The sequence below is a fragment of the Novosphingobium sp. BL-A-41-Hi4A-0G genome, assembly GCF_055521735.1.
In genome coordinates this window covers 2,992,022-3,013,241 of sequence record NZ_CM145501.1, presented here as the reverse complement: position 1 = coordinate 3,013,241, position 21,220 = coordinate 2,992,022, and the positions used below count along the sequence as shown (strand labels likewise).

The window sequence follows — 21,220 nt, the reverse complement described above, 5'->3', positions numbered from 1 at the left end:
AAATGACCACCGAAACCAAAGTCCGCCGCCCCCGCCCCGCCGCCGTGATCCTCACGGCCAGCGCCGAAGCGCGTGTGGCGCACCTCATGGACAAGGCCCCCGAAGGCGCGATCGGCGTGAAGCTTTCCACGCCCCGTCGCGGCTGTTCGGGTCTGGCCTACTCGGTCGATTACGTGACCGAGGCCAACCCGCTCGACGAGAAGATCGAGACCCCCGGCGGCCTGTTCTTCATCGACAGCGCCTCGGTGCTCTACCTCATCGGCAGCACGATGGACTGGCAGGAAGACGATTTCACCGCCGGTTTCGTGTTCCAGAACCCCAACGCCAAGGGATCGTGTGGCTGCGGCGAGAGCTTTACCGTCTAGCCTTCGGCGAGGAACTTCAGCAGCGCCTGCTCAAGCGCATCGACTTGCCCATCGGCATCGATGCGTGCCTGCAACCACAGGTTCTCCGCATCGGTGACCGCGTGATCGGCAGCGGCTTCCCCGGCAATGTCGCGCCCTGGCTGCTTGCGGCCAAAGCCCACCTCACGGATGGCTTGGGCAAAGGCCGTCCCGTCGACCCGGGCCATGCGGCCGAAGAACTTGCCGATGTGGGTGGTCCGGTCGTCCATGAAGGTTTCGAGCTCGGCCGCCCGCTCGCGCGTGATGCCCTTGGCCCCGTTCCAGCCCTGCAGGTAGTTGCCCACGCCCTGCACGAACAGGCGCTCCCACGAAGGCGCATTGCCTGCGCCCAGCGTGGCATCTTTCAGGCGGAACAGCATTTCCGCCTCGCGCTGGCTCACTCCGGCCGGACGATCCCCGCCTGAGGCAAAGATCGTGCGGCGGATCAGGGTGCACTCGGCCTCGGTGATGCTGCCGGGATCGAGCGTGCCGCCGCAGCGCGTCGGCCCTTCGCCGGTCAGCACTTCACGTTCGATCTGCTCCAGCACGAACATGCGCAGGTCATCGGGTGCGGACAGCGCCTTTTCCAGCACGCGCACCAGCAGTTCGAGTTCGGTGAGGCTTTCCACCTTGCCATCGTGCGAGACGCGCTCGATCAGCCAGCGCGCATTCCCGTCCGAGACATGGCCCTTGGGCTCGCTTGCGTTGACCACGAATTCGACCAGGGCTTCGACGAAGAAGTCGGACCATTCGGGCGTCGGCTCGGCGATCTTGTCGTTGAGAATGAAGATCGCTTCCGCTTCTTCAGGGTCGATCCTGCCGTCGGGCCATGCGGAGCGGCGCAGCTCGAGGATTTCCTCAAGAGTGATCGCGCTGTCCTTGGCGGCCTGCTCTGCCAAAGCGCGGAAATGCAGGGTCATGCGTGCTCGGTCCCTCAAGCGTTCAATCGCAGGCGGGTTTACGGGAAACCGCTTAACTTGGGGTTATCAGCCTGACCACTGCCATCAGCCCGGACATGGCCAGCAGGAAGCCGACAAAGCCGCGCCAGGCCGCATCGCTCACCTTGCCGAAGGCGAGAGAGCCGAGGTGATTGCCTGCCAGAACCGGCAGGAACAGAATCAGCGCGAACAGCGCGTCGCGCCAGGTTGCAAGACCCAGCGCCAGTGCCGCGACAGTGCTCGCAATCGAGGTCAGCAGGAACACCGTGAGCATCGATGCGCGCGCCACGTCTCGTGGGATCGGGCGGCGCAAGTAGTAGGGCACGACCGGAGGCCCCGGCATTCCGGCAAATCCGGTGAGCAGGCCCGCCGAGACGCCAGTCAGGCCGGTTTCGATCCGGCCCGGTGCATGGCCAGGCTTGGCGGGCAGAAGAACCAGCAGGAACGCGCCGATCGCCACCGCCGCAATCAACACGCGCGCCACTTCGGGGGGAGTCGCGAACAGTGCCAGTAGCCCGACAGGCGTGAGCAGCATTGCAAACCCGCCGATAACGCCCGCGCTCTTCTCGCCCGCGTTCCACACATTCCGCGCGCCAACGAGGCCAATCAGCAGCCCCAGCATGTTGGAAACAACCACCGCCTCGCCCGGCGGGATCACCAGCCCGATCAGGGGCACCAGCAGGATCGCCATGCCAAACCCCGCCAGTCCGCGCACGAAGGCAGCGACAAATGCCGCCATCGCGCAGAGGGCGAGCGACAGGATTGGCAGGTCGAGCAGCATCAAACGTCCTTCGACAGGCTCAGGACGAGCGGATCGGGATATTCAAATCCCACCAAACGCGCTCACGCTGAGCTTGTCGAAGCATCATTTCAGTTCCGGCGGCGTGGCTTCGCTCTTCAGCAGCGCAATCGCCTCGTCGAGCGACATCACCTTCTGCTGCTGCTCGCCCAGAGTGCGGATCGCCACGGTGCCTTCCTCGGCCTCGCGCTTGCCCACCACCAGCAGGTAGGGGACCTTCTGAAGCGAGTGTTCGCGCACCTTGTAGTTGATCTTCTCGTTGCGCAGGTCGGTATCGGCACGGATGCCGGCTGCCTTCAGCTTGGCCAGCGCATCCTTGGCATAGTCGTCAGCGTCCGAGACGATGGTCGCGACAACCGCCTGCACCGGTGCCAGCCAAGCTGGCAGGCGCCCTGCAAAGTGCTCGATCAGGATGCCGATGAAGCGCTCGTAAGAGCCGAAGATCGCGCGGTGCAGCATGACCGGGCGGTGCTTGTCGCCATCCTCGCCGATGTAGGTGGCATCAAGGCGATCGGGCAGCACGCGGTCCGACTGGATCGTGCCGACCTGCCAGGTGCGGCCAATCGCGTCGGTCAGGTGCCATTCCAGCTTGGGCGCATAGAATGCACCTTCGCCAGGCAGTTCCTCCCAGCCGTATTCTTCCGTTGCAAGGCCAGCGCGGACCACGGCGGCGCGCAGCTCGGCTTCCGCCTTGTCCCACATCTCCTCGGTTCCAAAGCGCTTTTCGGGGCGCAGCGCCAGCTTGATCGAGTAGGTGAAGCCGAAGTGCTTGTAGACGCGGTCGGCCAGTTCGCAGAACGCCTGCACTTCATCGACGATCTGGTCTTCGCGGCAGAAGATATGCGCATCGTCCTGCGTGAACTGGCGCACGCGCATCAGCCCGTGCAGCGCGCCGTGCGGCTCGTTGCGGTGGCAGCAGCCGTTCTCGTAGAGGCGCATGGGCAGTTCGCGGTAGGACTTGATGCCCTGCCGGAAGATCAGCACGTGCGCTGGGCAGTTCATCGGCTTCAGCGCCATCCAGTCGGCCTCGCCGCTGATGACCGGACCCTCGTCCTCGACGTTCGGCACCTCGTCGGGGATCACGAACATGTTCTCGCGATACTTGCCCCAGTGGCCGGACTGCTCCCACTGCCGCGCGTCCATGACCTGCGGCGTCTTCACCTCGCGATAGCCCGCGCCGTCGATGGCGCGCCGCATGTAGGCTTCCAGCTCGCGCCAGATCAGGTAGCCCTTGGGGTGCCAGAACACGCTGCCGTGGGCTTCCTGCTGAAGATGGAACAGGTCCATCTCGTTGCCCAGCTTGCGATGGTCGCGCTTGGCCGCTTCCTCAAGCCGCGTCAGGTGCGCATCGAGCTGCTTCTTGTTGAGCCAGCCGGTGCCATAGACGCGGCTGAGCATCGCATTCTTCTGGTCACCACGCCAATACGCGCCCGAAACCCTCGTCAGCTTGAACGCTGCGGGATCGAGCTTCCCGGTCGAGGGCAGGTGCGGCCCGCGGCACATGTCGAGCCAGTCGTCGCCCGACCAGTATACCGTCAGCGGCTCGTCGCCGGGCAGTTCCGCCGCCCATTCCGCCTTGAAGCTTTCACCCTGCTGCTTCCAGCGGCTGATCAGCTGCTCGCGGCTCCAAACTTCACGGCGCAGCGGCTTGTTCGCGGCGATGATCTTGCGCATCTCCGCCTCGATCGCGGGCAGGTCTTCGTCGGTGAACGGACGATCCTTCGGCGCGAAGTCGTAATAGAACCCGTCATCCGTGCTCGGCCCGAAGGTGATCTGCGTGTCCGGAAACAGCGCCTGCACCGCTTCGGCCAGCACGTGCGCGTAGTCATGGCGCGCAAGATCAAGTGCGTCTGCCTCATCCTTGGCCGTCACCAACGCCAGCTGCGCGTCCGCCGTGAACGGGCGCGAAAGGTCCACCAGTTCGCCATCGACTCTCGCCGCCAGCGCGGCCTTGGCAAGGCCGGGGCCGATTGCGGCGGCAATGTCCGCAGGCGTGCTGCCGGGCGCAACCTCGCGCACGGAGCCATCGGGCAGGGTGATCTTCAGCAACTCGGACATGCGGGTCTCTCTGCAATCTCGTGGCAGCGCTTTGGCACAGGAGCGCCGCCACCGAAAGGGCGCGCATCAGGCAAATCGTTCGGTTCGGGAGGCGATGCGCAAAGCCACCCGAACCGGGCGGCGGCATCGCTCAGGCGCTAGGCCAGCAGCGACCGCCCCCGGCTCGCGGGGGTAGTGGTTGTAGTGAAGGTGGTGGTGCGTTGCGCCATGATGGGCGGCTTTTAGCGGGATTGATCCCAAGAGTCATCCCGCCTGTTAGGTCAAGCGAACCCGTCACAATGACAATGACACTTGACATTATCCCGAATCTGGTCAAGTAAGCTTGTCATCAGATCAAGGAGGCTTGACCAATGCCCGCCAATATCAAGAACCCTGCCGCGCGCCGCTACACCCTGCGGCTCTTCGTGCTCATGACCGCCTATGTCCTGTTGCTGCTCTTCGCCAAGTGGATGTTCAAGCGCGGCTTTGCCGAAGGCACGCTCGGCTATGTTCTCGCCGTTCTGCCCGCTCTGCCGATCATCGGCGTGTTCTGGGCCGTCATGCGGCTGCTGGTCGAGCAGACCGACGAATATCTGCGCATGCTGCTGGTGCGCCAGTGCCTCTTCGCCACCGGCTTTGCGCTTGTCGTCACCACGATCCGCGAATGGCTGCAGAACTTCGACATGATTCCCTCGGGCGATGCCGGGTTCGGCGCCGCATTCTTCTGGTTTGCAGGCCTCGGCCTTGGTGCCTTGTTCAACAAGCTCACCATCGGTGACGCGGGCTGGGACGGAGGCTGCAAGTGAAGAACCGCCTCAAGGTCCTGCGCGCCATGCGTGACTGGAGCCAGGCAGACCTCGCCGAAAAGCTCGAAGTCAGCCGCCAGTCGGTCAACGCGATCGAGACGGGCAAGTATGACCCTTCCCTCCCGCTCGCCTTCCGCATCGCCGACCTGTTCGGCCTTCCCATTGAAGAGATCTTCGAAAGAGGAGAGTGAACATGCCCTGCAAGAACCCAGCACGCCGGTTCGGGATGTGGGCGGCCATTGCCGTGGCCATCACCGCAGCCTCGATGTCCTCCAGCAAACCCCACAAGCAGGACCGCCCGACCGCTACCGCCGCCGAACACGCGCCCGCCCGAATCACCCTCACGTTTCCGCTCAACTGAGCTTGCCGCGCCCGCGCCTGCGGGCCATGAAAGGGTATGACAGACGTAGCGCGTTTCACTCTGCCCTCAGGCCAGGCCATGGCCTACCGCCATCTCCCCGGCCAATCGCCGACCATCGTTTTCCTCCCCGGCTACATGTCCGACATGTCGGGCAGCAAGGCGCAGGCCGTGCTCGAATGGGCGGGCCAGCAGGGACGCGCCTGTCTGCTGCTCGACTATACCGGCTGCGGCCTGAGCGATGGCGATTTCGCCGATGGCCGCCTCTCGCAATGGCGCGATGAAGTCGTCGCCCTGATCGATCATCTCGGCATCGGCACGGTCCAGCTGGTCGGCTCCAGCATGGGTGGCTGGCTCATGCTGCTGATCGCCGAATCGCTGGGCGAGCGCGCGCAGGCGCTGGTTGGTATTGCACCCGCGCCCGATTTCACCGAATGGGGCCTGTCACAATCGCAGCGGATCGAACTGGCCGCCGGTCGCACGATCTACGAAGACAACCCCTACGGCCCGGAACCCACCCCGACCCACGCCGGTTTCTTCTCCGATGGGGAGCGGCACAAGCGTCTGCGCAGTGGCGTCGCCTTCGATGGTCCGGTGCGTCTCATCCACGGTCAGGCAGACCCTGACGTGCCGTGGGACATATCGATCCAGCTGGCAGGAGCCCTGCGTTCAGCCGATGTGCAGGTGCATCTGATCAAGGACGGTGACCACCGGCTTTCGCGCCCGGCCGACATCGCGCTGCTCTTGCGCGAACTGGCCGGGCTTGATGCTGCCTGATCATACTGAAGTGCCGAAGGACAAGCCTGCGATGATCGATCTCCCTGCGCCGCTGTTCGCCGTGGAGCACAGGCTCGAACAGGGCGCGCCCAAAGGCACCGCGCTCATGCAGATCGGCCCCAGCCCCATGCCTATGCGCCCGTCCGACTTGCCCATCCCGCGCCGCCGCGATCCTGAAAAGCAGAAGCAGGTGGAAAAGGAAGCCGGTCTCGTGCGTCCCGATCTGCCTCAGCAGGATCGGTTGGCCTACTGCCTCCAAAAGGCCGCCAACGATCCCGATGCGGCGATGGTCGAAGTGCAGACCTGGCTTGGCGAAAGCCGCGATACTGGCCAGCAGGTCCGCGCCAACCAGTGCCTCGGCATGCTGCGCTCCAACGCGGGCGATTTCGACGGTGCGCTCGAGGCCTTCGCACAGGCCGTTGCTGGCGTGCCGAGCCAGCAGGAAGTGGCCGCCGTGCCGCTCATGGCCATGGCAGGCAATGCCGCGCTGGCCGCAGGCAAGGCCGAGGTCGCCATCAGCTGGTTCGACCGTGCGCTCGCCGTGAAGGATGGCACCGACAACGCAGGCCGCGCCGCCATCGAGATCGACCGCTCGCGCGCACTCGTCGCTCTTGGCCGCAATGCCGAGGCTGCAGGCGCGCTCGATGAAGCGCATCGCCTTGCGCCAGAAGACCCCGAAGGCTGGCTGCTGTCCGCCACGCTGGCCCGGCGCGGCGGCGATCTCGATCGTGCCCAGCGCGACATCGAGGTCGCAGCCCAATACGGCCCGCGCGATCCGCGCATCGGGCTGGAGGCGGGCGTCATCGCCGTGCTGTCCGGGCGTGACGATGCCGCGCGCAAATCGTGGGACTCGGTCGTTCTGGCCGACAAGGACGGCGAGGCGGGCAAGACCGCCAAGGGCTACCTTGAACAACTTGGCCCTGCGCCTAAATCTGAAGCTCCGGCAACCGCAGGAAAGCCGGAAGTCGCAGCAAGGAGCGCGCCATGAAAATCTCGGTCCTCGATCTGGTCAGCGTGGTCGAGGGCGGGACGGCGCGGGAAGCGCTCGACAACTCCGCTGCCGCCGCGCGCGTGGCCGAGGAATGCGGCTATGAGCGCTACTGGGTGGCAGAGCATCACGGCATGGAAGGTCTGGCCGGTGCGGCCACCGCCGTCGCTCTCGCCCACATCGGGCAAGCAACCTCCACCATCCGCATCGGTGCAGGCGGCATCATGCTGCCCAACCACAACCCGCTGGTCATCGCCGAACAGTTCGGCACGCTTGACGCCCTGTTCCCCGGGCGCATCGACCTCGGTCTTGGCCGTGCACCCGGCGCCGACCAGCGCATCATGCGCGCCCTGCACAAGGACACCAACCGCGCCGCCGAGGACTTCCCGCAGGACGTCGTCGAACTCCAGCTCCAGTTCGCGGGCGATCCGCGCGTGCCGTTGCAGGCCTATCCCGCCAAAGGGGCAAAGCCGCAGCTGTGGATTCTCGGCTCCAGCCTGTTCGGCGCGCAACTCGCCGCCATGCTCGGCCTGCCCTACGCCTTCGCCTCGCACTTCGCGCCCGATCACCTTGACGCCGCGCTCAAGATCTATCGCGAGCGCTTCCAGCCTTCGGCCACGCTCGATGCGCCTTACTGCGCCGCCGCAATCAATGTCGTGGCTGCTGAAACCGACGAGGAAGCGCAACTGCTCGCCTCGTCGATGGATCAGGCCTTCGTCGCCCTGCGCACCGGCAATCCGGGCAAGCTCCGGCCTCCGGTGCCGGGCTATCGCGAAACTCTTCCGCCACCCGCACTCGCCATGCTCGAACATGTGCGGCAGGTCAGCGCCTGCGGCTCGATCGAGACGGTCCGGGCGGGTCTGGCCGCATTTGCCGAGCGTACCGGTGCTGACGAACTCATCGTCGCCGCCTCGATCTATGACCAGCCATCGCGCCTGCGCTCGCTGCGTTTGACGGCAGAGGCCGCGCGGGAACTGGCAGCGGCTTGAGCGTTTGACCGTCAGACAGTGCGAGTCTCGCACCCATTGTTACCGGCAGGCAATGCTGCGGCACCAATTTCCGACCACGTGGATTACAACGGCAGGTTAAGCCGGAAGCGACGATCAACCGGACTTGAGGCTCCGCAACGGCTGGATTACCATCTGGAAGAATGATACAAGATCGTATTCGATAATTACAAGAGAGGATAACATCCTCTCTCGCTGGAGAGCCGGGAAAACGCCATGGCGTCGAAGACCGCAATTGATCGCTCATCCCTCCCCGATGCTTCGGAGGCCCCCTCAGATCCGTTGGCGTCAGCCCTTGCAGAGCGCTTTGCCGCCGCGCTGCTCCCTGACGAAGCTCGCGATTTCGATGTTTCCCGTCTCGCCGAAGCGGCGCGCTTCGCGGCAGGCGCGGCAGCGCTGCGCAAGGGCAGCCAACCTGCTATCGCCATCGAAAGCGTCAGCGGTTCGGACTCCGGCGGACGGCACCTGCGCCTCGCGGCGATCAATGATGACATGCCGTTTCTCGTCGATTCGATCACGGCAACGATCACCGCACAGGGTCTGGCCATCGACCGGCTGGTCCACCCGGTCGTCGCCGTGCGCCGCGGTTCCGATGGGCGGCTGACCGAGTTTCCCGAAGGCGATGCCAGCGGCGAACGGCGCGAATCCATCGTCTATCTCGAAACCGAACGCGCAGACGCCCGCCAGCGCCGCAGCCTGATTCTCGCGCTCGAAGAAACCCTGTCCGACGTGCGCGCCGCCGTCGCCGACTGGCCGCTGATGCAGTCTGCCATGCGCGATGATGCGGCGCTGCTGGCCGATCCCGAAGGCGCTGCGCTGCTGCGCTGGCTGGCCGACGGCATGCTCACCCAGCTCGGCAGCGTCACCCGCCTGCGCGATGGCACCGAAGAGCGCCCGCTCGGCATCTGCCGCGCCAGCGAACGCAGCCTGCTCGCCGCCTCGTCGTTCGAACGCGCCTTCCGCTGGTTTGAAAGCGGTACGGGCCGCGCGCCGCTGATCGTCAAGGCGAACCGTATCGCCAATGTCCATCGCCGGGTGCCGCTCGATCTGTTCATCGTGCCGCGCGTCGAAAGCGGCAAAGTTGTTGCGCTTTCCGTCCACGCAGGCGTCTGGACCAGCGCCGCGCTGGCCGCCGCGCCCGACCGCGTGCCGCGCCTGCGCACGCAGCTCTCCGGCCTGATGGACAAGTTCGGCTTTGCGCCCAACGGCCATGCCGGCAAGGCGCTCGTCCACGCGCTCACCGCGCTGCCGCACGATCTGCTGGTCAGCTTTGCCGAAGACGATCTCGAACGCGTCGCCACCGCGATGATGAGCCTGGTCGACCGTCCGCGCCCACGCCTCGCGCTGGTCGAAGCTCCGCTTGCCCGTCACCTCTTCGCCTTCGTCTGGCTCCCGCGTGACGTGCTTTCCACCGAGGTCCGCCTCGCCATCCGCGCCATGCTCGAAGCCGGGGCCGGGGCGCAGGTGATCGACTGGTCGCTGCAGGTCGAAGGCAGCACGCTCGCCATGCTGCGCTTCGTGCTCGATGTGCGCGATCAGGGCGGCCACGCCGATGAGGTCGCGCTCGATCACCAGCTGCAGGGTATGGTCCGCGGCTGGGCGGGCGCGGTCGAGGCAGAGCTTGGCGCCACCGAAGAACCCTCCCGCGCTGCCGCCATCGCCGCGCGCTATGCCGATGCCTTCCCGATCTCCTATCGCAATGTCTCCGGCCCCGCCGAAGCCGCGCAGGACATCCGCGTGTTGCGCACGCTTTCGGGCAGCAATGCCCCGCGCCGCGCCGCCCGCCTCCATCGCCACCCCGGCGAAGCCGCGCTGCGCCTCAAGCTCTACCAGCGCGAAGGCGCCATCGTCCTGTCCGATGCCGTGCCGGTGCTCGAGAACTTCGGCTTCCGCGTGCTTGAGGAAGTGCCCACCCCGCTCGATGGTGGCCGCCTCGGCTTCATCCACGATTTCCTCGTCTCACACCCGGCTGACAGCTCCATCGAAGACCTGATGGCGCGTGCCACCTCGATCGAGACTTCGCTCTCCGCCGTGCTCAACGGCGCAGCAGAGGACGATGCCTTCAACCGCCTGATCGTCGGCACCGGCCTGACTGCGGTCGAGGCCAACTGGTTGCGCGCGTTCTACCGCTACCTCCGCCAGGCAGGCATGACCTTCGGCGTGCCCACCGTGGTCGAAGCGCTCAAGAATGCCCCAGCGGTCACGCGCGGGCTGATCGAAAGCTTCGTCGCGCGCCACGATCCCGCGTTCAAGGGCGAGCGCGATACCGCCTTCGCCGCCGCTGACGACCGTCTCAAGACGGGCCTTGCAGGGGTCGCAGCGATCAACGACGACCGCCTCCTGCGCAGCTTCCGCGCGCTAGTGGCTGCGATTCTGCGGACCAACGCCTTCGCGCCCGCCGCTGCCGAAGCGCTCGTCTTCAAGATCGATTCCGCCGCCGTCCCCGGCCTGCCCAAGCCGCTCCCGTGGCGCGAGATCTTCGTCTATTCCCCGCGCGTCGAGGGCATCCACTTGCGCGCTGGACCCGTCGCCCGTGGGGGCCTGCGCTGGTCCGACCGGCGCGACGACTTCCGCACCGAGATCCTCGGCCTGATGAAGGCCCAGCGCGTCAAGAACGCGGTGATCGTGCCGACTGGGGCCAAGGGTGGCTTCTATCCCAAGCAGCTCCCCGATCCGGTCCGCGACCGTGAAGGCTGGCTGGCCGAGGGCAAGGCGAGCTATCAGGTCTTCATTCGCACCCTGCTCTCGCTCACTGACAACATCGTCGAAGGCAAAGTCGTCCACCCCGCAGGCGTCATCGTCCGCGATGGGGAAGACCCCTACTTCGTCGTCGCCGCCGACAAGGGCACCGCAGCCTTCTCCGACGTTGCCAATGCCATCGCCGAATCGCGCGATTTCTGGCTCGACGATGCTTTCGCCAGCGGTGGCTCGAAGGGCTATGACCACAAGGCGATGGGCATCACCGCCAGGGGCGCGTGGCTCTCTGTCCGCCGCCACTTCCTCGAACTCGGTGTCGACGTGCAGTCCGAGCCTGTCCGCGTCGCAGGCTGCGGCGACATGTCGGGCGACGTGTTCGGCAACGGCATGCTGCTGTCCAAGGCGCTCAAGGTCGTCGCCGCCTTCGATCACCGCCACATCTTTCTCGATCCCGATCCCGATCCGGCGCGCAGCTGGGAAGAACGCGCCCGCATGTTCGCTCTCCCGCGTTCGAGCTGGGACGATTACGACAAAAGCCTGATTTCGCAGGGCGGCGGCGTATTCCCGCGCTCGATGAAGTCCATCCCTCTCTCGCCAGAAGTGCAGGCAATGCTGGGCCTCGAAGCGGCAGAGATCGACCCAGACTCCCTGATCACCGCAATCCTGCGCGCCGACGTCGACCTGCTGTGGTTCGGCGGCATCGGCACTTACGTGAAGGCCAGCACCCAGAACAACGTCGACGTCGGCGATCCCTCGAACGACGCCATCCGCATCTCGGCCAACGAAGTGCGCGCCAAGGTCATCGGCGAAGGCGCAAACTTGGGCACCACGCAGGCCGCCCGCATCGAGTTCTCGCTGCACGGGGGCCGGATCAACACCGACTTCATCGACAACTCCGCCGGCGTCGATTGCTCGGACAACGAGGTCAACATCAAGATCGCGCTGGCCGCGGCCAAGCGCACCGGCAAGCTGACCGAGGACGCCCGCGTCGACCTGCTCGTCTCGATGACCGACGAGGTTGCGCATCTGGTTCTGGAGGACAACCGCCTGCAGGCCCTCGCGCTGTCCATTGCCGAACGCGGCGGCGCGCTTGCCATGCCCGCATGGTCGCGCCTGATCGATGTGCTCGAAGAAGGCGGCGACCTCGATCGCAAGACCGAAGGCCTCGCGTCTGCCGAAGACCTCGCCCGCCGTGCCGCGTCGGGTCAGGGTCTTACCCGTCCCGAACTGGCCGTGCTCCTGTCTAGCACCAAGCTCGTCCTCCAGCGCGCGCTCGAAGAGAGCGCAGTGGTCGATGATCCGATGCTCGAAAGCGAACTCTTCGCCGCCTTCCCGCCGCAGATGCGCGAAGCCTTTGCCGAAGAAATCGCCAGCCACCGCCTGCGCCGCGAGATCATCGCGACCAAGCTCGCCAACCGCGTGATCAACCGGATGGGCCCCGTCGCGCCCTTCGAACTGTGCGAGGAGGAAGGCCTTTCGCTGGCGCAAGTCGTGGCCGCCTTCGTCGCGGCCGAGCGCCTGCTCGACTTGCGCAAGACCTGGGACCTGCTCGATCAGGCCGCCATGCCCGAAGTGCTGAGGCTCGACCTGTTCGACCGGACGGCACAAGGCCTGCGCGGCCACGTTGCCGATGTCCTGCGCGTCGGCAATGGCTCGCAGCAGCCCGGCGCGCTGATCGAGGATCTTTCGGGCGGCGTCGGCCTGCTCAGCCACGCCACCGCGCAATTGCTGCGCGGGGAAGCGCAGGCACAGGCCCGGCAGATGGCCGACGACCTTTCCGCTGCGGGCACGCCGCCCGAAATCTCGGCGCGGCTGGTCCATCTCTACGACATGGACGGCGCCGTGGGCCTCGCCCATCTCGCCCGCGATCTTGCCGTCGATGCCGCTGCCCTGACCGGCGCCTTTGCCGATCTCGGCGCTGCCCTCGGCCTCGACTGGGCGCAGCAGGCGTCGCGACGGATGAATCCCTCCGATCCATGGGAGCGCCTGCTCGTCGCCGGCCTTTCGCGCGATTTCGAGCAGATGCGCCTCGATTTTCTTGCAAGGTCGAAGGGGCGTTCGCCTGACTCCTTCGTGGCCGAATGGCTCGTGTCCAACGCAGCGGCGGTCCGCCAATTCCGCGGGCTGGTCGCACGCGCGCAGGCGGCACCCACGGTTGCGGCGGCCATGCTTGCGCAAGTCGCAAGCCAGGCAAGGACCCTGCTCGGGCGCTGACTGACGGGAGGCGGCAGCGACGAAGGGGCGCTTGGTTCTGCTTCGGGCTTGTTATATACGCCTGAACATAGCCAGCGCCCGGAACCTTGATGAAGCTGCTCTTCCGTTCGATCCTTGCCCTGTTCCTGCTCACACCGTTTGCCGTGCCAGCAGCAGCGCAGGAGCGCGGGCCGCTGGTGCTCGCCGCATCGAGCCTGCAGGAAGCACTGGGCGATGCAGCCGACCGGTGGGTTGCCAAGGGCCACGCCCGCCCCGTCCTGTCCTTCGCCGCGTCCTCCGCGCTTGCCCGGCAGGCAGAGGCAGGCGCGCGCGCCGATCTGTTCGCCTCGGCGGACGAGGAGTGGATGGACTACCTGCAAGGCAAGGGCCTGCTCAAACCGGGCTCGCGCGCACGGTTGACCGAAAACCGGCTGGTGCTCGTCGCCCCGCTCCAGTCCCGCGCCACCTTGCGCATCGCGCGCGACTTTCCCCTTGCCCGGGCGCTGGGCAGCGGACGATTGGCGATGGCCGATCCCGCCGTGGTCCCGGCAGGCCGCTATGGCCGCGAAGCGCTCACCAACCTCGGCGTCTGGCCAGGCGTTGCCGGAAAGATCGCGGCGGCCGAGAACGTCCGCGCCGCGCTGGCGCTGGTCGAACGCGGCGCTGCGCCATTCGGCGTGGTCTATGCGACCGACGCGCAGGCCTCGAAGGGCGTGCGCATCGTCGGCCTGTTCCCGGCATCCAGCCATCGCCCGATCACTTATCCGGTGGCCCTGCTCAAGACCTCGCAGCACCGCGATGCCGAAGCCTTCCGGCGCTTCCTGATCTCGCGCGAGGGCCGCGCCATCCTCGCCCGTCGCGGCTTCGGCAAAACTCAGTGACCCCAGAAGACTGGGCCATCGTCCACCTGTCGCTAAAGGTCAGCGCCGTCGCCGTCGGCGGCTGCCTGCCGCTTGCCTTTGCGCTGGCGTGGCTGCTGGCGCGCGGTAAGTTTGCGGGCAAGGTCCTGCTCGACGCACTCATCCACTTGCCGCTGGTGCTGCCACCTGTGGTCACCGGCTGGATGCTCCTGCTCGCCTTCGGTCCGCAAGGCCCCATCGGCAGCTGGTTCGAGAATGCGCTCGGCCTCACTTTCATGTTCCGCTGGACCGGCGCGGCGCTAGCGGCAGCGGTCATGGCGCTCCCGCTGATGGTCCGTGCCATGCGCCTGTCGATCGAGGCGGTCGACCTGCGGTTTGAAGCAGCCGCCATGACGCTGGGCGCCTCGCGCTGGCGAGTATTCCGCACGATCACCCTGCCGCTCGCGCTGCCCGGCGTGGTCGCTGGCGCGGTGCTCGGCTTCGCCCGCTCGCTCGGAGAATTCGGCGCGACGATCACGTTCGTCTCCAATATCCCCGGCGAGACGCAGACCCTGCCACTGGCAATCTACAGTGCACTTCAGGTTCCGGGAGGCGAAGCGGCGGTCGCCCGTCTTGCGGGCATTTCCGTCACGCTCTCGCTCGCCGCGCTGGTCGTCTCCGAAGTCCTCGCCCGCCGGATGGGGAGGAGCGCCCATGTCCTTTGAAGTCAGTGTCTCGCGGCGGCTGGGCGATACCATCGTGAAATGCACCTTCGCCGCGGAGGCCGGACTGACGGCCCTGTTCGGCCCCTCGGGCGCGGGCAAGACTTCGGTGCTCAACATGGTCGCTGGCCTGCTAAAGCCCGACGATGGCCGTATTGCCGTGGGCGGCGAAGTGCTGTTCGACTCAGCCTCCGGCATCGACGTCCCGGTCCAGTCCCGCCGCGCAGGCTACGTCTTCCAGGATGGCCGCCTGTTCCCCCACATGCGCGTGCGCGACAATCTGGTTTACGGGAGTTCCGGTGAGGGCCTGATGACGCTTGCCGAAGCCGCCCGCTTCCTCGGCATCGACCACCTGCTGGACCGCTGGCCCCGCACGCTGTCAGGCGGCGAGGCCCAGCGCGTCGCCATCGGTCGTGCCCTGCTCGGCAACCCCCGATTCCTCCTGATGGACGAACCCTTGGCGGCGCTCGACCGCGCCCGCCGCGAGGAGATCATGCGCACCATCGAGCGCCTGCGCGACGAACTGGGTCTGCCCATCCTCTACGTCAGCCACGATCGCGCCGAAGTCGAACGGCTGGCCAGCCGGATCATCGAACTCTGAACTACTTCGGCAACCCCGCAATGATCGCGTGGAAGCCGCCCAAGGTCTCGTCGATGATTCCCTCCGGCTCCGGATTGGGGAAATGGCTCAGCTTGACGATCACCGTGTTGCTGGCGGGATGGACATAGATGAACTGCCCCGCCAGCCCGACCGCCGAATAGGCCCCGGGCTCGCTATCCAGCTGCCAGGTCTGGAAGCCATAGCCCTTGCCAAGGCCCAGCGCCGCCGATGCCGCAAACGGGATCATCGTGGTCTGCTGCTTCACCCAGTCGGCGGGCACCACCTGCCTGCCACCCGCCTTGCCCTTGTTCAGCAGCATAAGCCCGATGCGCCCGAAATCGCGCAGCCGCGCGTTGTAGCCCATTCCTGAAAGCTCACGCCCCACGCCTTCCGGGCCATCGGCAATCCAGAAACCATCGGCCTCCGCGCCCAGCGGCTGCCACAAGCGGCGGCTCATGTAGGATGCCAGCTTCTCGCCGGTGGCGCGCTCCACGACCCAGCCCAGCACCGCCGTATCGAGCGTCGCATAGTTGAAGCGTGAACCCGGCTCAGCTGCCTTGCCAACCGTGCGGGCGCGGTCGGCGAAGCGCTCCTTGTTCGCGACGATCGCGTTCATGTGGATCAGCGCGGCAAGGCTCGGCTTCTCGCCGAAGTCGTAGCGCTCCTCATAGGCGACGCCCGAGCGCATCTGCAGGACATGGCGGATCGATACCCCCTCGTACCCGCCACCCTTCAGTTCCGGCACGTACTTGCTGACCGGATCGTCGATGGACGCGATCTTGCCGTCCTGCAGGGCAAGGCCGACGAGCAGCGCGGTGATCGACTTGGCCATCGAGAACGAGATGAACCGGTCCTCGGGCGTCGTCCGGTTGCGGTAGTCCTCGAACACGATCTTGCCATCGTGGATCACCAGCAGGGCGTTGGTATAAGTGCGGCGAGCCCAGGTGTCGTAGTTGGCGGGCATCGCTGCGGCAGGCCCCTTGGGCAGGCCCCAGACCTTCCCGGCGGTGGCTACCCTGCGCGTCTCGAAGATCTGCGCCGAGTTCCTGAAGTTGAAGCTGTTGATGTCGCCATCCAGCCAGTGCTGGCGCATCGAGATCACCGGATCGGCCGGAGTTGCTGCTGGCGTGGCGGGTGGGGCGGTCGGCGGGCTTTCGGCACTGGCGGGAAGGGCAGCGATGCCAAGCAGCATGGAGATGGTGCTGGCTAGCAACTGACAGGCCTTTGGATTGCGCATGATCCGAATCTCTCTCCGGTTCCAGGCTTTCACCCGGATGTTATATGACATAGCATAGACCCGGTCTATTCGTTGGCGCAAGTGCATCTGCATTTGTCAGCATAGGACAATTTGATCTTCGCTGATTGACGCCCGCGCGGTTTTCGCCAAACGGCACAGAAAGATCGGAGGATTCGAATGGCCAACGAAGCAGATCGCGCAGACGTCATCATCGTGGGTGCAGGGCACGGCGGGGCACAGGCTGCCATCGCGCTGCGCCAGAATGGCTTTGAAGGCCGCATCCTCGTTATCGGGCGCGAGCCGGAGATTCCCTACGAGCGTCCGCCGCTGTCGAAGGAATACCTCGCGCGCGAAAAGACGTTCGATCGCATCTGCATCCGCCCGGCTCAGTTCTGGGAGGACAAGGCGGTCGAGATGAAGCTCGGCGCCGAAGTCGTCTCGCTCGATCCCGCCGCGCACACGGTCAAGCTCGGCGATGGCTCGGAAATCGGCTACGGCAAGCTGATCTGGGCAACGGGGGGCGATCCGCGCCGTCTCTCGTGCATGGGTGCAGACCTTGCCGGCGTCCACGCCGTGCGCACCAAGGAAGATGCTGACCGGCTGATGTCCGAACTCGATGCCCTTGATTCAAAAGGTGCCGCCAAGCGCGCCGTGGTCATCGGCGGCGGCTATATTGGCCTCGAAGCCGCCGCCGTCCTCACGAAGTTCGACGTATCGGTCACCCTGCTCGAAGCGCTGCCCCGCGTGCTGGCGCGCGTTGCGGGCGAGGCGCTTTCAGAATTTTACCAGGCCGAGCACCGCGCCCACGGCGTCGATCTGCGCACCGGCGCTGCGATGGACTGCATCGAGGGTGACGGCACCAAGGTCACCGGCGTCAGGATGCAGGACGGCTCGGTCCTGCCCGCCGACATCGTCATCGTCGGCATCGGCATCATCCCATGCGTCGGGCCGCTGCTCTCGGCAGGCGCTGCGGGCGGCAATGGCGTCGACGTCGACGAGTTCTGCCGCACCTCGCTGCCCGATGTCTATGCTATCGGCGATTGTGCGGCCCACGCCAACGATTTCGTCGACGGTGCGGTCATCCGCCTCGAATCCGTCCAGAACGCCAACGATCAGGCGACCACTGCCGCCAAGGACATCTGCGGCGCGCCGGTGCCCTACAAGGCCACGCCGTGGTTCTGGTCCAATCAGTATGACCTGCGCCTGCAGACGGTGGGCCTCTCGACCGGCCACGACACCGCCGTGCTGCGCGGCGATCCGGCCACGCGCTCGTTCTCGGTCGTGTATCTCAAGGGCGGCAAGGTCGTTGCGCTCGACTGCGTGAACATGGTCAAGGACTACGTGCAGGGCAAGAAACTGGTCGAAACCCGCGCCCAGCTTTCGCCTGAGCAACTGGCCGATGCCAGCGTGCCGCTCAAGGAAATGGTGGCTTAGGCCAGACGCTCCATGGCCCAGCGGGCGGCATCTGCCACCGCCGGGTCAGGGTCTGCGGCCAAGGCCGTTACGCTCGGCAGCAGCGACCGGTCGCCGCTGTTTCCCGCCGCATAGAGGCAGTTGCGCACCATCCGGTCCCGCCCGATCCGCTTGATCGGACTGCCGCTGAACACCTGCCGGAACGTCGCGTCATCCAGCGCGAGCAGTTCGGCCAGCTTCGGGGCGGCAAGCTCGGCACGCGGCAGGAAGGCCCGGTTCGCCTGCGCGGCTTGCGCAAAGCTGTTCCACGGACAGGCCGCAAGGCAATCGTCGCAGCCATAGATCCGGTTGCCCAACGCCTCGCGGAATTCTTCCGCCACCGGTCCCTTGTGCTCGATCGTCAGGTAGGAAATGCACCGCCGCGCATCCAGTTGATAAGGTTCGGGAAAAGCCTCGGTCGGGCAGGCCGTCTGGCATGCGGTGCACGACCCGCACCGGTCGGCGTGGGGCGTATCGGTGACTAACTCCAGCGTCGTATAGATCGCCCCCAGAAACAGCCACGACCCATGGGTCCGGCTGACCAGGTTGGTATGCTTGCCCTGCCACCCGATCCCCGCCAGCTGCCCCAGCGGCTTTTCCATCACCGGCGCGGTATCGACGAAGACTTTCACTTGCGCTTCAGGCGCTTCGGCCACGAGCCACCGCGCCAGCGCCTTCAGGTTGCGCTTCACCACGTCGTGATAATCCCCGCCCTGCGCATAGACCGAAATGCGCCCCCGCTCCGGATGGGCTTCCAGGCCGCGCGGATCGGCGGCGGGGGCATAGCTCATGCCCAGCGCGATCACGCTCTTCGCCTCGGGCCAGAGCGATTGCGGACCGCGCCGGTGATGCAGCCGCGTCTCCATCCACTCCATCGTCGCGTGGTGACCTTCGCCCAGCCACTGTTCGAGTCGGGTGGCGCGGACGGGGTCATCCTCGGCGGGTGCAATGCCGCAGGCGGCGAAGCCCAGGCGCATGGCTTCTGCCCCCAGTCTGCCTTCGAGAGTTGGCCCTCTGCCCTCGAGAGTTGCCTCTCTGCATCCGAGAGTTGGACTTGCGTTAACCACACTTGCTGCCCTGCTCGTTCATCGCCTATCGCTAGGCAAATGACCCATGAAAATCGAGCTAGGGGAATGGCCGGTGACTGGCAACGCGGTTGACCACGCCGGTGTGGAACTCGCCATCGAGGCGCGTGGGCTGGTCAAACGCTTCGATGGCTTCACTGCCGTCGATGGCGTTGACATATCGGTGCCAAAGGGCTCGATCTTCGGGATTCTCGGCCCCAACGGCGCGGGCAAGACGACCACGCTGCGCATGCTGCTGGGCATCATTGATCCCGACGAAGGCTACCGCTGCGTGCTCGGCGCTGAACGCCCGACCGACGTCGCGCGGCGCATCGGCTACCTGCCCGAAGAGCGCGGGCTTTACCCCGCGATGAAAGCCTACGAGGCCATCGGTTTCCTTGCCGCCCTGCGCGGCGTGCCGCTGAAAGAAGGGCGGCGCAAGGGGCGGGAATTGCTGGAAGAACATGGGCTTGGCTATGCCGCCGACCGGCAGATCCGGCAGATGTCCAAGGGCATGGCGCAGACCGTCCAACTGCTCGGCACGCTGGTTCACCAGCCCGATCTGGTGGTTTTCGACGAACCCTTCTCGGGCCTCGACGCGCTCAACCAGGGCAAGCTCGAACGCATGATCCGCGCGCTGGCGGCGAAGGGCACGACGGTCATCTTCTCCACCCACGTCATCGCCCACGCCGAGCGCCTGTGCGACCGCATCGCCATCATCGCCGGCGGCAAGGTGCCCTTCGCAGGCCCCGTCGACCTCGCCCGCGACCGCCTGCGCCCGCAGGTCCGCCTCGAAACGCGCGCGCAGGACGGGCCGTGGCGCGCCGCGCTTCCCGATGACGCACGCCACGAAGGCGCATTCTGGTACTTCACCCTGCCCGAAACCGGGGTTGAACCCCTGCTGCGCGCCCTGATCGAGGGCGATGCGGGCATCCTCAGCCTGTCGATCGAGCGCGCAGGGTTGCACGATGCCTTCGTCGCCATTGCGGGCGAAGCTGCGGCCAAGGCGCTTGAAGAGAGCGAAGGAGAGGCACGATGACTGGCCTTCGTGAAAAGCTGCGCGCGGCGCTGGTCGTGGCGCGCAGGGACTTCGTGGCGGTGGTCTTCTCCAAGACCTTCATCTTCTTCCTGATCGGTCCGGCCTTCCCGGTGCTGGTCGGCGGTCTTGCCGGGAATATCGGCGCCAAGGTCCAGCAGAACGTCGATCGACCGACGATCGGCCTCGCCATGAGCGACAGCGATTCGCAGCGGATGCTGGCGGCGCGCGACGAGCTGGATGGGCGGATGGCCGGAGGCATTCCCGAACTGGTCGTCCTGCAGGACGTCGGGCCGGGGGAAGACTTCGACGCAAAGGCAGCGCTTGCCGACGCGAACCGGCAGGTTACGGCGGTCGTCGGCGGCACGCTCGATGCGCCGACGCTTACGGCCCCCGCAGAGCGCGCACGGCAGTGGGTCGGGCTCGTGTCCAACCTTGCAGCGCGGGCCCGCGCCCCGTCTCCGACTGCCTATCCGGACGTCATGGTGCAGGAAGTCACGACGTCGCTCGCCAAGGTGAAGACGGGCCAGATCTACACGGCCCAGGCTGCACAAGTGCTGCTGTTCCTGTTGACGATGCTGCTCGCAGGCATGGTCCTGTCCAATCTCGTCGAGGAAAAGGGCAACAAGATCATCGAGGTACTGGCGGCCGCGATCCCGATGGATGCGATGTTCATGGGCAAGCTCTTCGCCATGCTGGCGGTCAGCCTTGTCGGCATCGCGGTGTGGGGAACAGCCATCGGGGTGATCGTGCTGATGGGCGCCAAGAGCCTTCCGGCGATATCGACGCCCGCCGTCGGCTGGCCGCTGTTCCTGATCCTCGGCTTCCTCTACTTCGCGATGGCCTATCTGCTGATGGGTTCGCTGTTCCTCTCGATCGGCGGCATGGCCGCGACCGTGCGCGAGGTGCAGACGCTGTCGATGCCGGTGTCGATGTTCCAGCTGATGGTGTTCTTCTTTGCGAGCTACGCGCTAACGATGCCGGGAACCTGGGTCGAATGGCTCTCCATCGCCTTCCCGGTCAGTTCGCCCTACGCGATGCTCGCCCGCGCCGCCAAGGAGCCCGAAATCTGGCCACATCTGGCAGCGCTGGGCTGGCAGGTCCTGTGGGTGATCGTGATCGTGCGAGCAGGGGCGCAACTGTTCCGCCGCACGGTGATGAAGTCCGGTCCCGCACGGGGCAAATCCTCGGTGTCGCTGATGGCCAAGCTGTTCCGTCGCAATGAGGACAAGGCTTATTGACATCTGTGTAGGTTGTGGCAGCTTGTCAGCGTGAAGGGAACCGCG

The 21,220-nt window shown here is 66.1% G+C and carries 19 protein-coding genes; 14 read left to right on the top strand and 5 right to left on the bottom strand.

Going from position 1 to position 21,220, the window contains the following annotated elements; genetic code table 11:
• Nucleotides 1-2: 2 nt before the first annotated feature.
• Nucleotides 3-365: a HesB/IscA family protein gene (locus tag ACZ1JX_RS14580; RefSeq protein ID WP_465124238.1), complete on the top strand. Its 363-nt coding sequence runs from the start codon at nucleotides 3-5 to the stop codon at nucleotides 363-365.
• Here ACZ1JX_RS14580 and ACZ1JX_RS14575 read toward each other — a convergent pair.
• The 3 genes from ACZ1JX_RS14575 to thrS all read right to left on the bottom strand — a co-directional run bounded on the left by ACZ1JX_RS14575 (nucleotide 362) and on the right by thrS (nucleotide 4,178).
• Entirely contained in the window at nucleotides 362-1,303 is a 942-nt protein-coding gene (locus tag ACZ1JX_RS14575) for a hypothetical protein (protein ID WP_465124237.1), read from the bottom strand. The genes ACZ1JX_RS14580 and ACZ1JX_RS14575 overlap by 4 nt on opposite strands.
• A 52-nt stretch (nucleotides 1,304-1,355) precedes the next feature.
• Nucleotides 1,356-2,102 (bottom strand): TSUP family transporter, encoded by a 747-nt coding sequence (locus ACZ1JX_RS14570; protein ID WP_465124236.1) that lies wholly within the window; start codon nucleotides 2,100-2,102, stop codon nucleotides 1,356-1,358.
• Between the two features lie 84 nt (nucleotides 2,103-2,186).
• Complete coding sequence (thrS, locus tag ACZ1JX_RS14565) at nucleotides 2,187-4,178, bottom strand: threonine--tRNA ligase (RefSeq protein ID WP_465124235.1); 1,992 nt, start codon at nucleotides 4,176-4,178, stop codon at nucleotides 2,187-2,189.
• A 350-nt stretch (nucleotides 4,179-4,528) separates the two neighbouring features.
• On the opposite strand from thrS, the gene ACZ1JX_RS14560 reads away from it, so the two are divergent.
• From ACZ1JX_RS14560 to ACZ1JX_RS14515, 10 genes are all read left to right on the top strand, one after another.
• Nucleotides 4,529-4,963 carry a hypothetical protein gene (locus tag ACZ1JX_RS14560; protein WP_465124234.1) on the top strand — a complete coding sequence of 145 codons (435 nt, stop codon included), beginning with the start codon at nucleotides 4,529-4,531 and terminating at the stop codon, nucleotides 4,961-4,963.
• Nucleotides 4,960-5,154: a helix-turn-helix transcriptional regulator gene (locus ACZ1JX_RS14555; RefSeq protein WP_144904392.1), complete on the top strand. Its 195-nt coding sequence runs from the start codon at nucleotides 4,960-4,962 to the stop codon at nucleotides 5,152-5,154. Before ACZ1JX_RS14560 ends, ACZ1JX_RS14555 begins: the two co-directional genes overlap by 4 nt.
• Before the next feature lie 2 nt (nucleotides 5,155-5,156).
• Nucleotides 5,157-5,324, top strand: coding sequence for a hypothetical protein (locus ACZ1JX_RS14550; RefSeq protein WP_465124233.1), 168 nt, complete (start codon nucleotides 5,157-5,159; stop codon nucleotides 5,322-5,324).
• Between the two features lie 36 nt (nucleotides 5,325-5,360).
• On the top strand, nucleotides 5,361-6,098 hold the full coding sequence (locus tag ACZ1JX_RS14545) for an alpha/beta fold hydrolase (protein WP_465124232.1): 738 nt from the start codon (nucleotides 5,361-5,363) through the stop codon (nucleotides 6,096-6,098).
• Nucleotides 6,088-7,086, top strand: a complete 999-nt coding sequence (locus ACZ1JX_RS14540; protein WP_465126428.1) for a tetratricopeptide repeat protein — start codon at nucleotides 6,088-6,090, stop codon at nucleotides 7,084-7,086. The genes ACZ1JX_RS14545 and ACZ1JX_RS14540 overlap by 11 nt, the downstream gene beginning before the upstream one ends.
• Complete coding sequence (locus ACZ1JX_RS14535; RefSeq protein ID WP_465124231.1) at nucleotides 7,083-8,075, top strand: LLM class flavin-dependent oxidoreductase; 993 nt, start codon at nucleotides 7,083-7,085, stop codon at nucleotides 8,073-8,075. Before ACZ1JX_RS14540 ends, ACZ1JX_RS14535 begins: the two co-directional genes overlap by 4 nt.
• 234 nt (nucleotides 8,076-8,309) lie before the next feature.
• On the top strand, nucleotides 8,310-13,004 hold the full coding sequence (locus ACZ1JX_RS14530) for an NAD-glutamate dehydrogenase domain-containing protein (RefSeq protein ID WP_465124230.1): 4,695 nt from the start codon (nucleotides 8,310-8,312) through the stop codon (nucleotides 13,002-13,004).
• An 89-nt stretch (nucleotides 13,005-13,093) separates the two neighbouring features.
• On the top strand, nucleotides 13,094-13,864 hold the full coding sequence (gene modA, locus ACZ1JX_RS14525; protein ID WP_465124228.1) for a molybdate ABC transporter substrate-binding protein: 771 nt from the start codon (nucleotides 13,094-13,096) through the stop codon (nucleotides 13,862-13,864).
• Nucleotides 13,861-14,547, top strand: coding sequence for a molybdate ABC transporter permease subunit (gene modB / locus ACZ1JX_RS14520; RefSeq protein WP_465124227.1), 687 nt, complete (start codon nucleotides 13,861-13,863; stop codon nucleotides 14,545-14,547). Before modA ends, modB begins: the two co-directional genes overlap by 4 nt.
• Nucleotides 14,537-15,145 (top strand): ATP-binding cassette domain-containing protein, encoded by a 609-nt coding sequence (locus tag ACZ1JX_RS14515; protein WP_465124226.1) that lies wholly within the window; start codon nucleotides 14,537-14,539, stop codon nucleotides 15,143-15,145. The genes modB and ACZ1JX_RS14515 overlap by 11 nt, the downstream gene beginning before the upstream one ends.
• A 1-nt stretch (nucleotide 15,146) precedes the next feature.
• Here ACZ1JX_RS14515 and ACZ1JX_RS14510 read toward each other — a convergent pair whose 3' ends face one another.
• Nucleotides 15,147-16,382, bottom strand: a complete 1,236-nt coding sequence (locus ACZ1JX_RS14510; protein WP_465124225.1) for a serine hydrolase domain-containing protein — start codon at nucleotides 16,380-16,382, stop codon at nucleotides 15,147-15,149.
• Nucleotides 16,383-16,559: 177 nt separating this feature from the next.
• On the opposite strand from ACZ1JX_RS14510, the gene ACZ1JX_RS14505 reads away from it, so the two are divergent.
• Nucleotides 16,560-17,816: an NAD(P)/FAD-dependent oxidoreductase gene (locus ACZ1JX_RS14505; RefSeq protein WP_465124224.1), complete on the top strand. Its 1,257-nt coding sequence runs from the start codon at nucleotides 16,560-16,562 to the stop codon at nucleotides 17,814-17,816.
• Here ACZ1JX_RS14505 and queG read toward each other — a convergent pair.
• The gene (gene queG / locus ACZ1JX_RS14500; RefSeq protein ID WP_465124223.1) at nucleotides 17,813-18,811 is read right to left on the bottom strand and encodes a tRNA epoxyqueuosine(34) reductase QueG; all 999 of its coding nucleotides are present in this window, start codon (nucleotides 18,809-18,811) and stop codon (nucleotides 17,813-17,815) included. The genes ACZ1JX_RS14505 and queG overlap by 4 nt on opposite strands.
• Nucleotides 18,812-18,947: 136 nt before the next feature.
• On the opposite strand from queG, the gene ACZ1JX_RS14495 reads away from it, so the two are divergent.
• Both ACZ1JX_RS14495 and ACZ1JX_RS14490 read left to right on the top strand, forming a co-directional pair.
• Entirely contained in the window at nucleotides 18,948-19,937 is a 990-nt protein-coding gene (locus ACZ1JX_RS14495) for an ABC transporter ATP-binding protein (protein WP_465124222.1), read from the top strand.
• Nucleotides 19,934-21,175 (top strand): ABC transporter permease, encoded by a 1,242-nt coding sequence (locus ACZ1JX_RS14490; protein WP_465124221.1) that lies wholly within the window; start codon nucleotides 19,934-19,936, stop codon nucleotides 21,173-21,175. The genes ACZ1JX_RS14495 and ACZ1JX_RS14490 overlap by 4 nt, the downstream gene beginning before the upstream one ends.
• The last annotated feature ends 45 nt before the right edge of the window (nucleotides 21,176-21,220 follow it).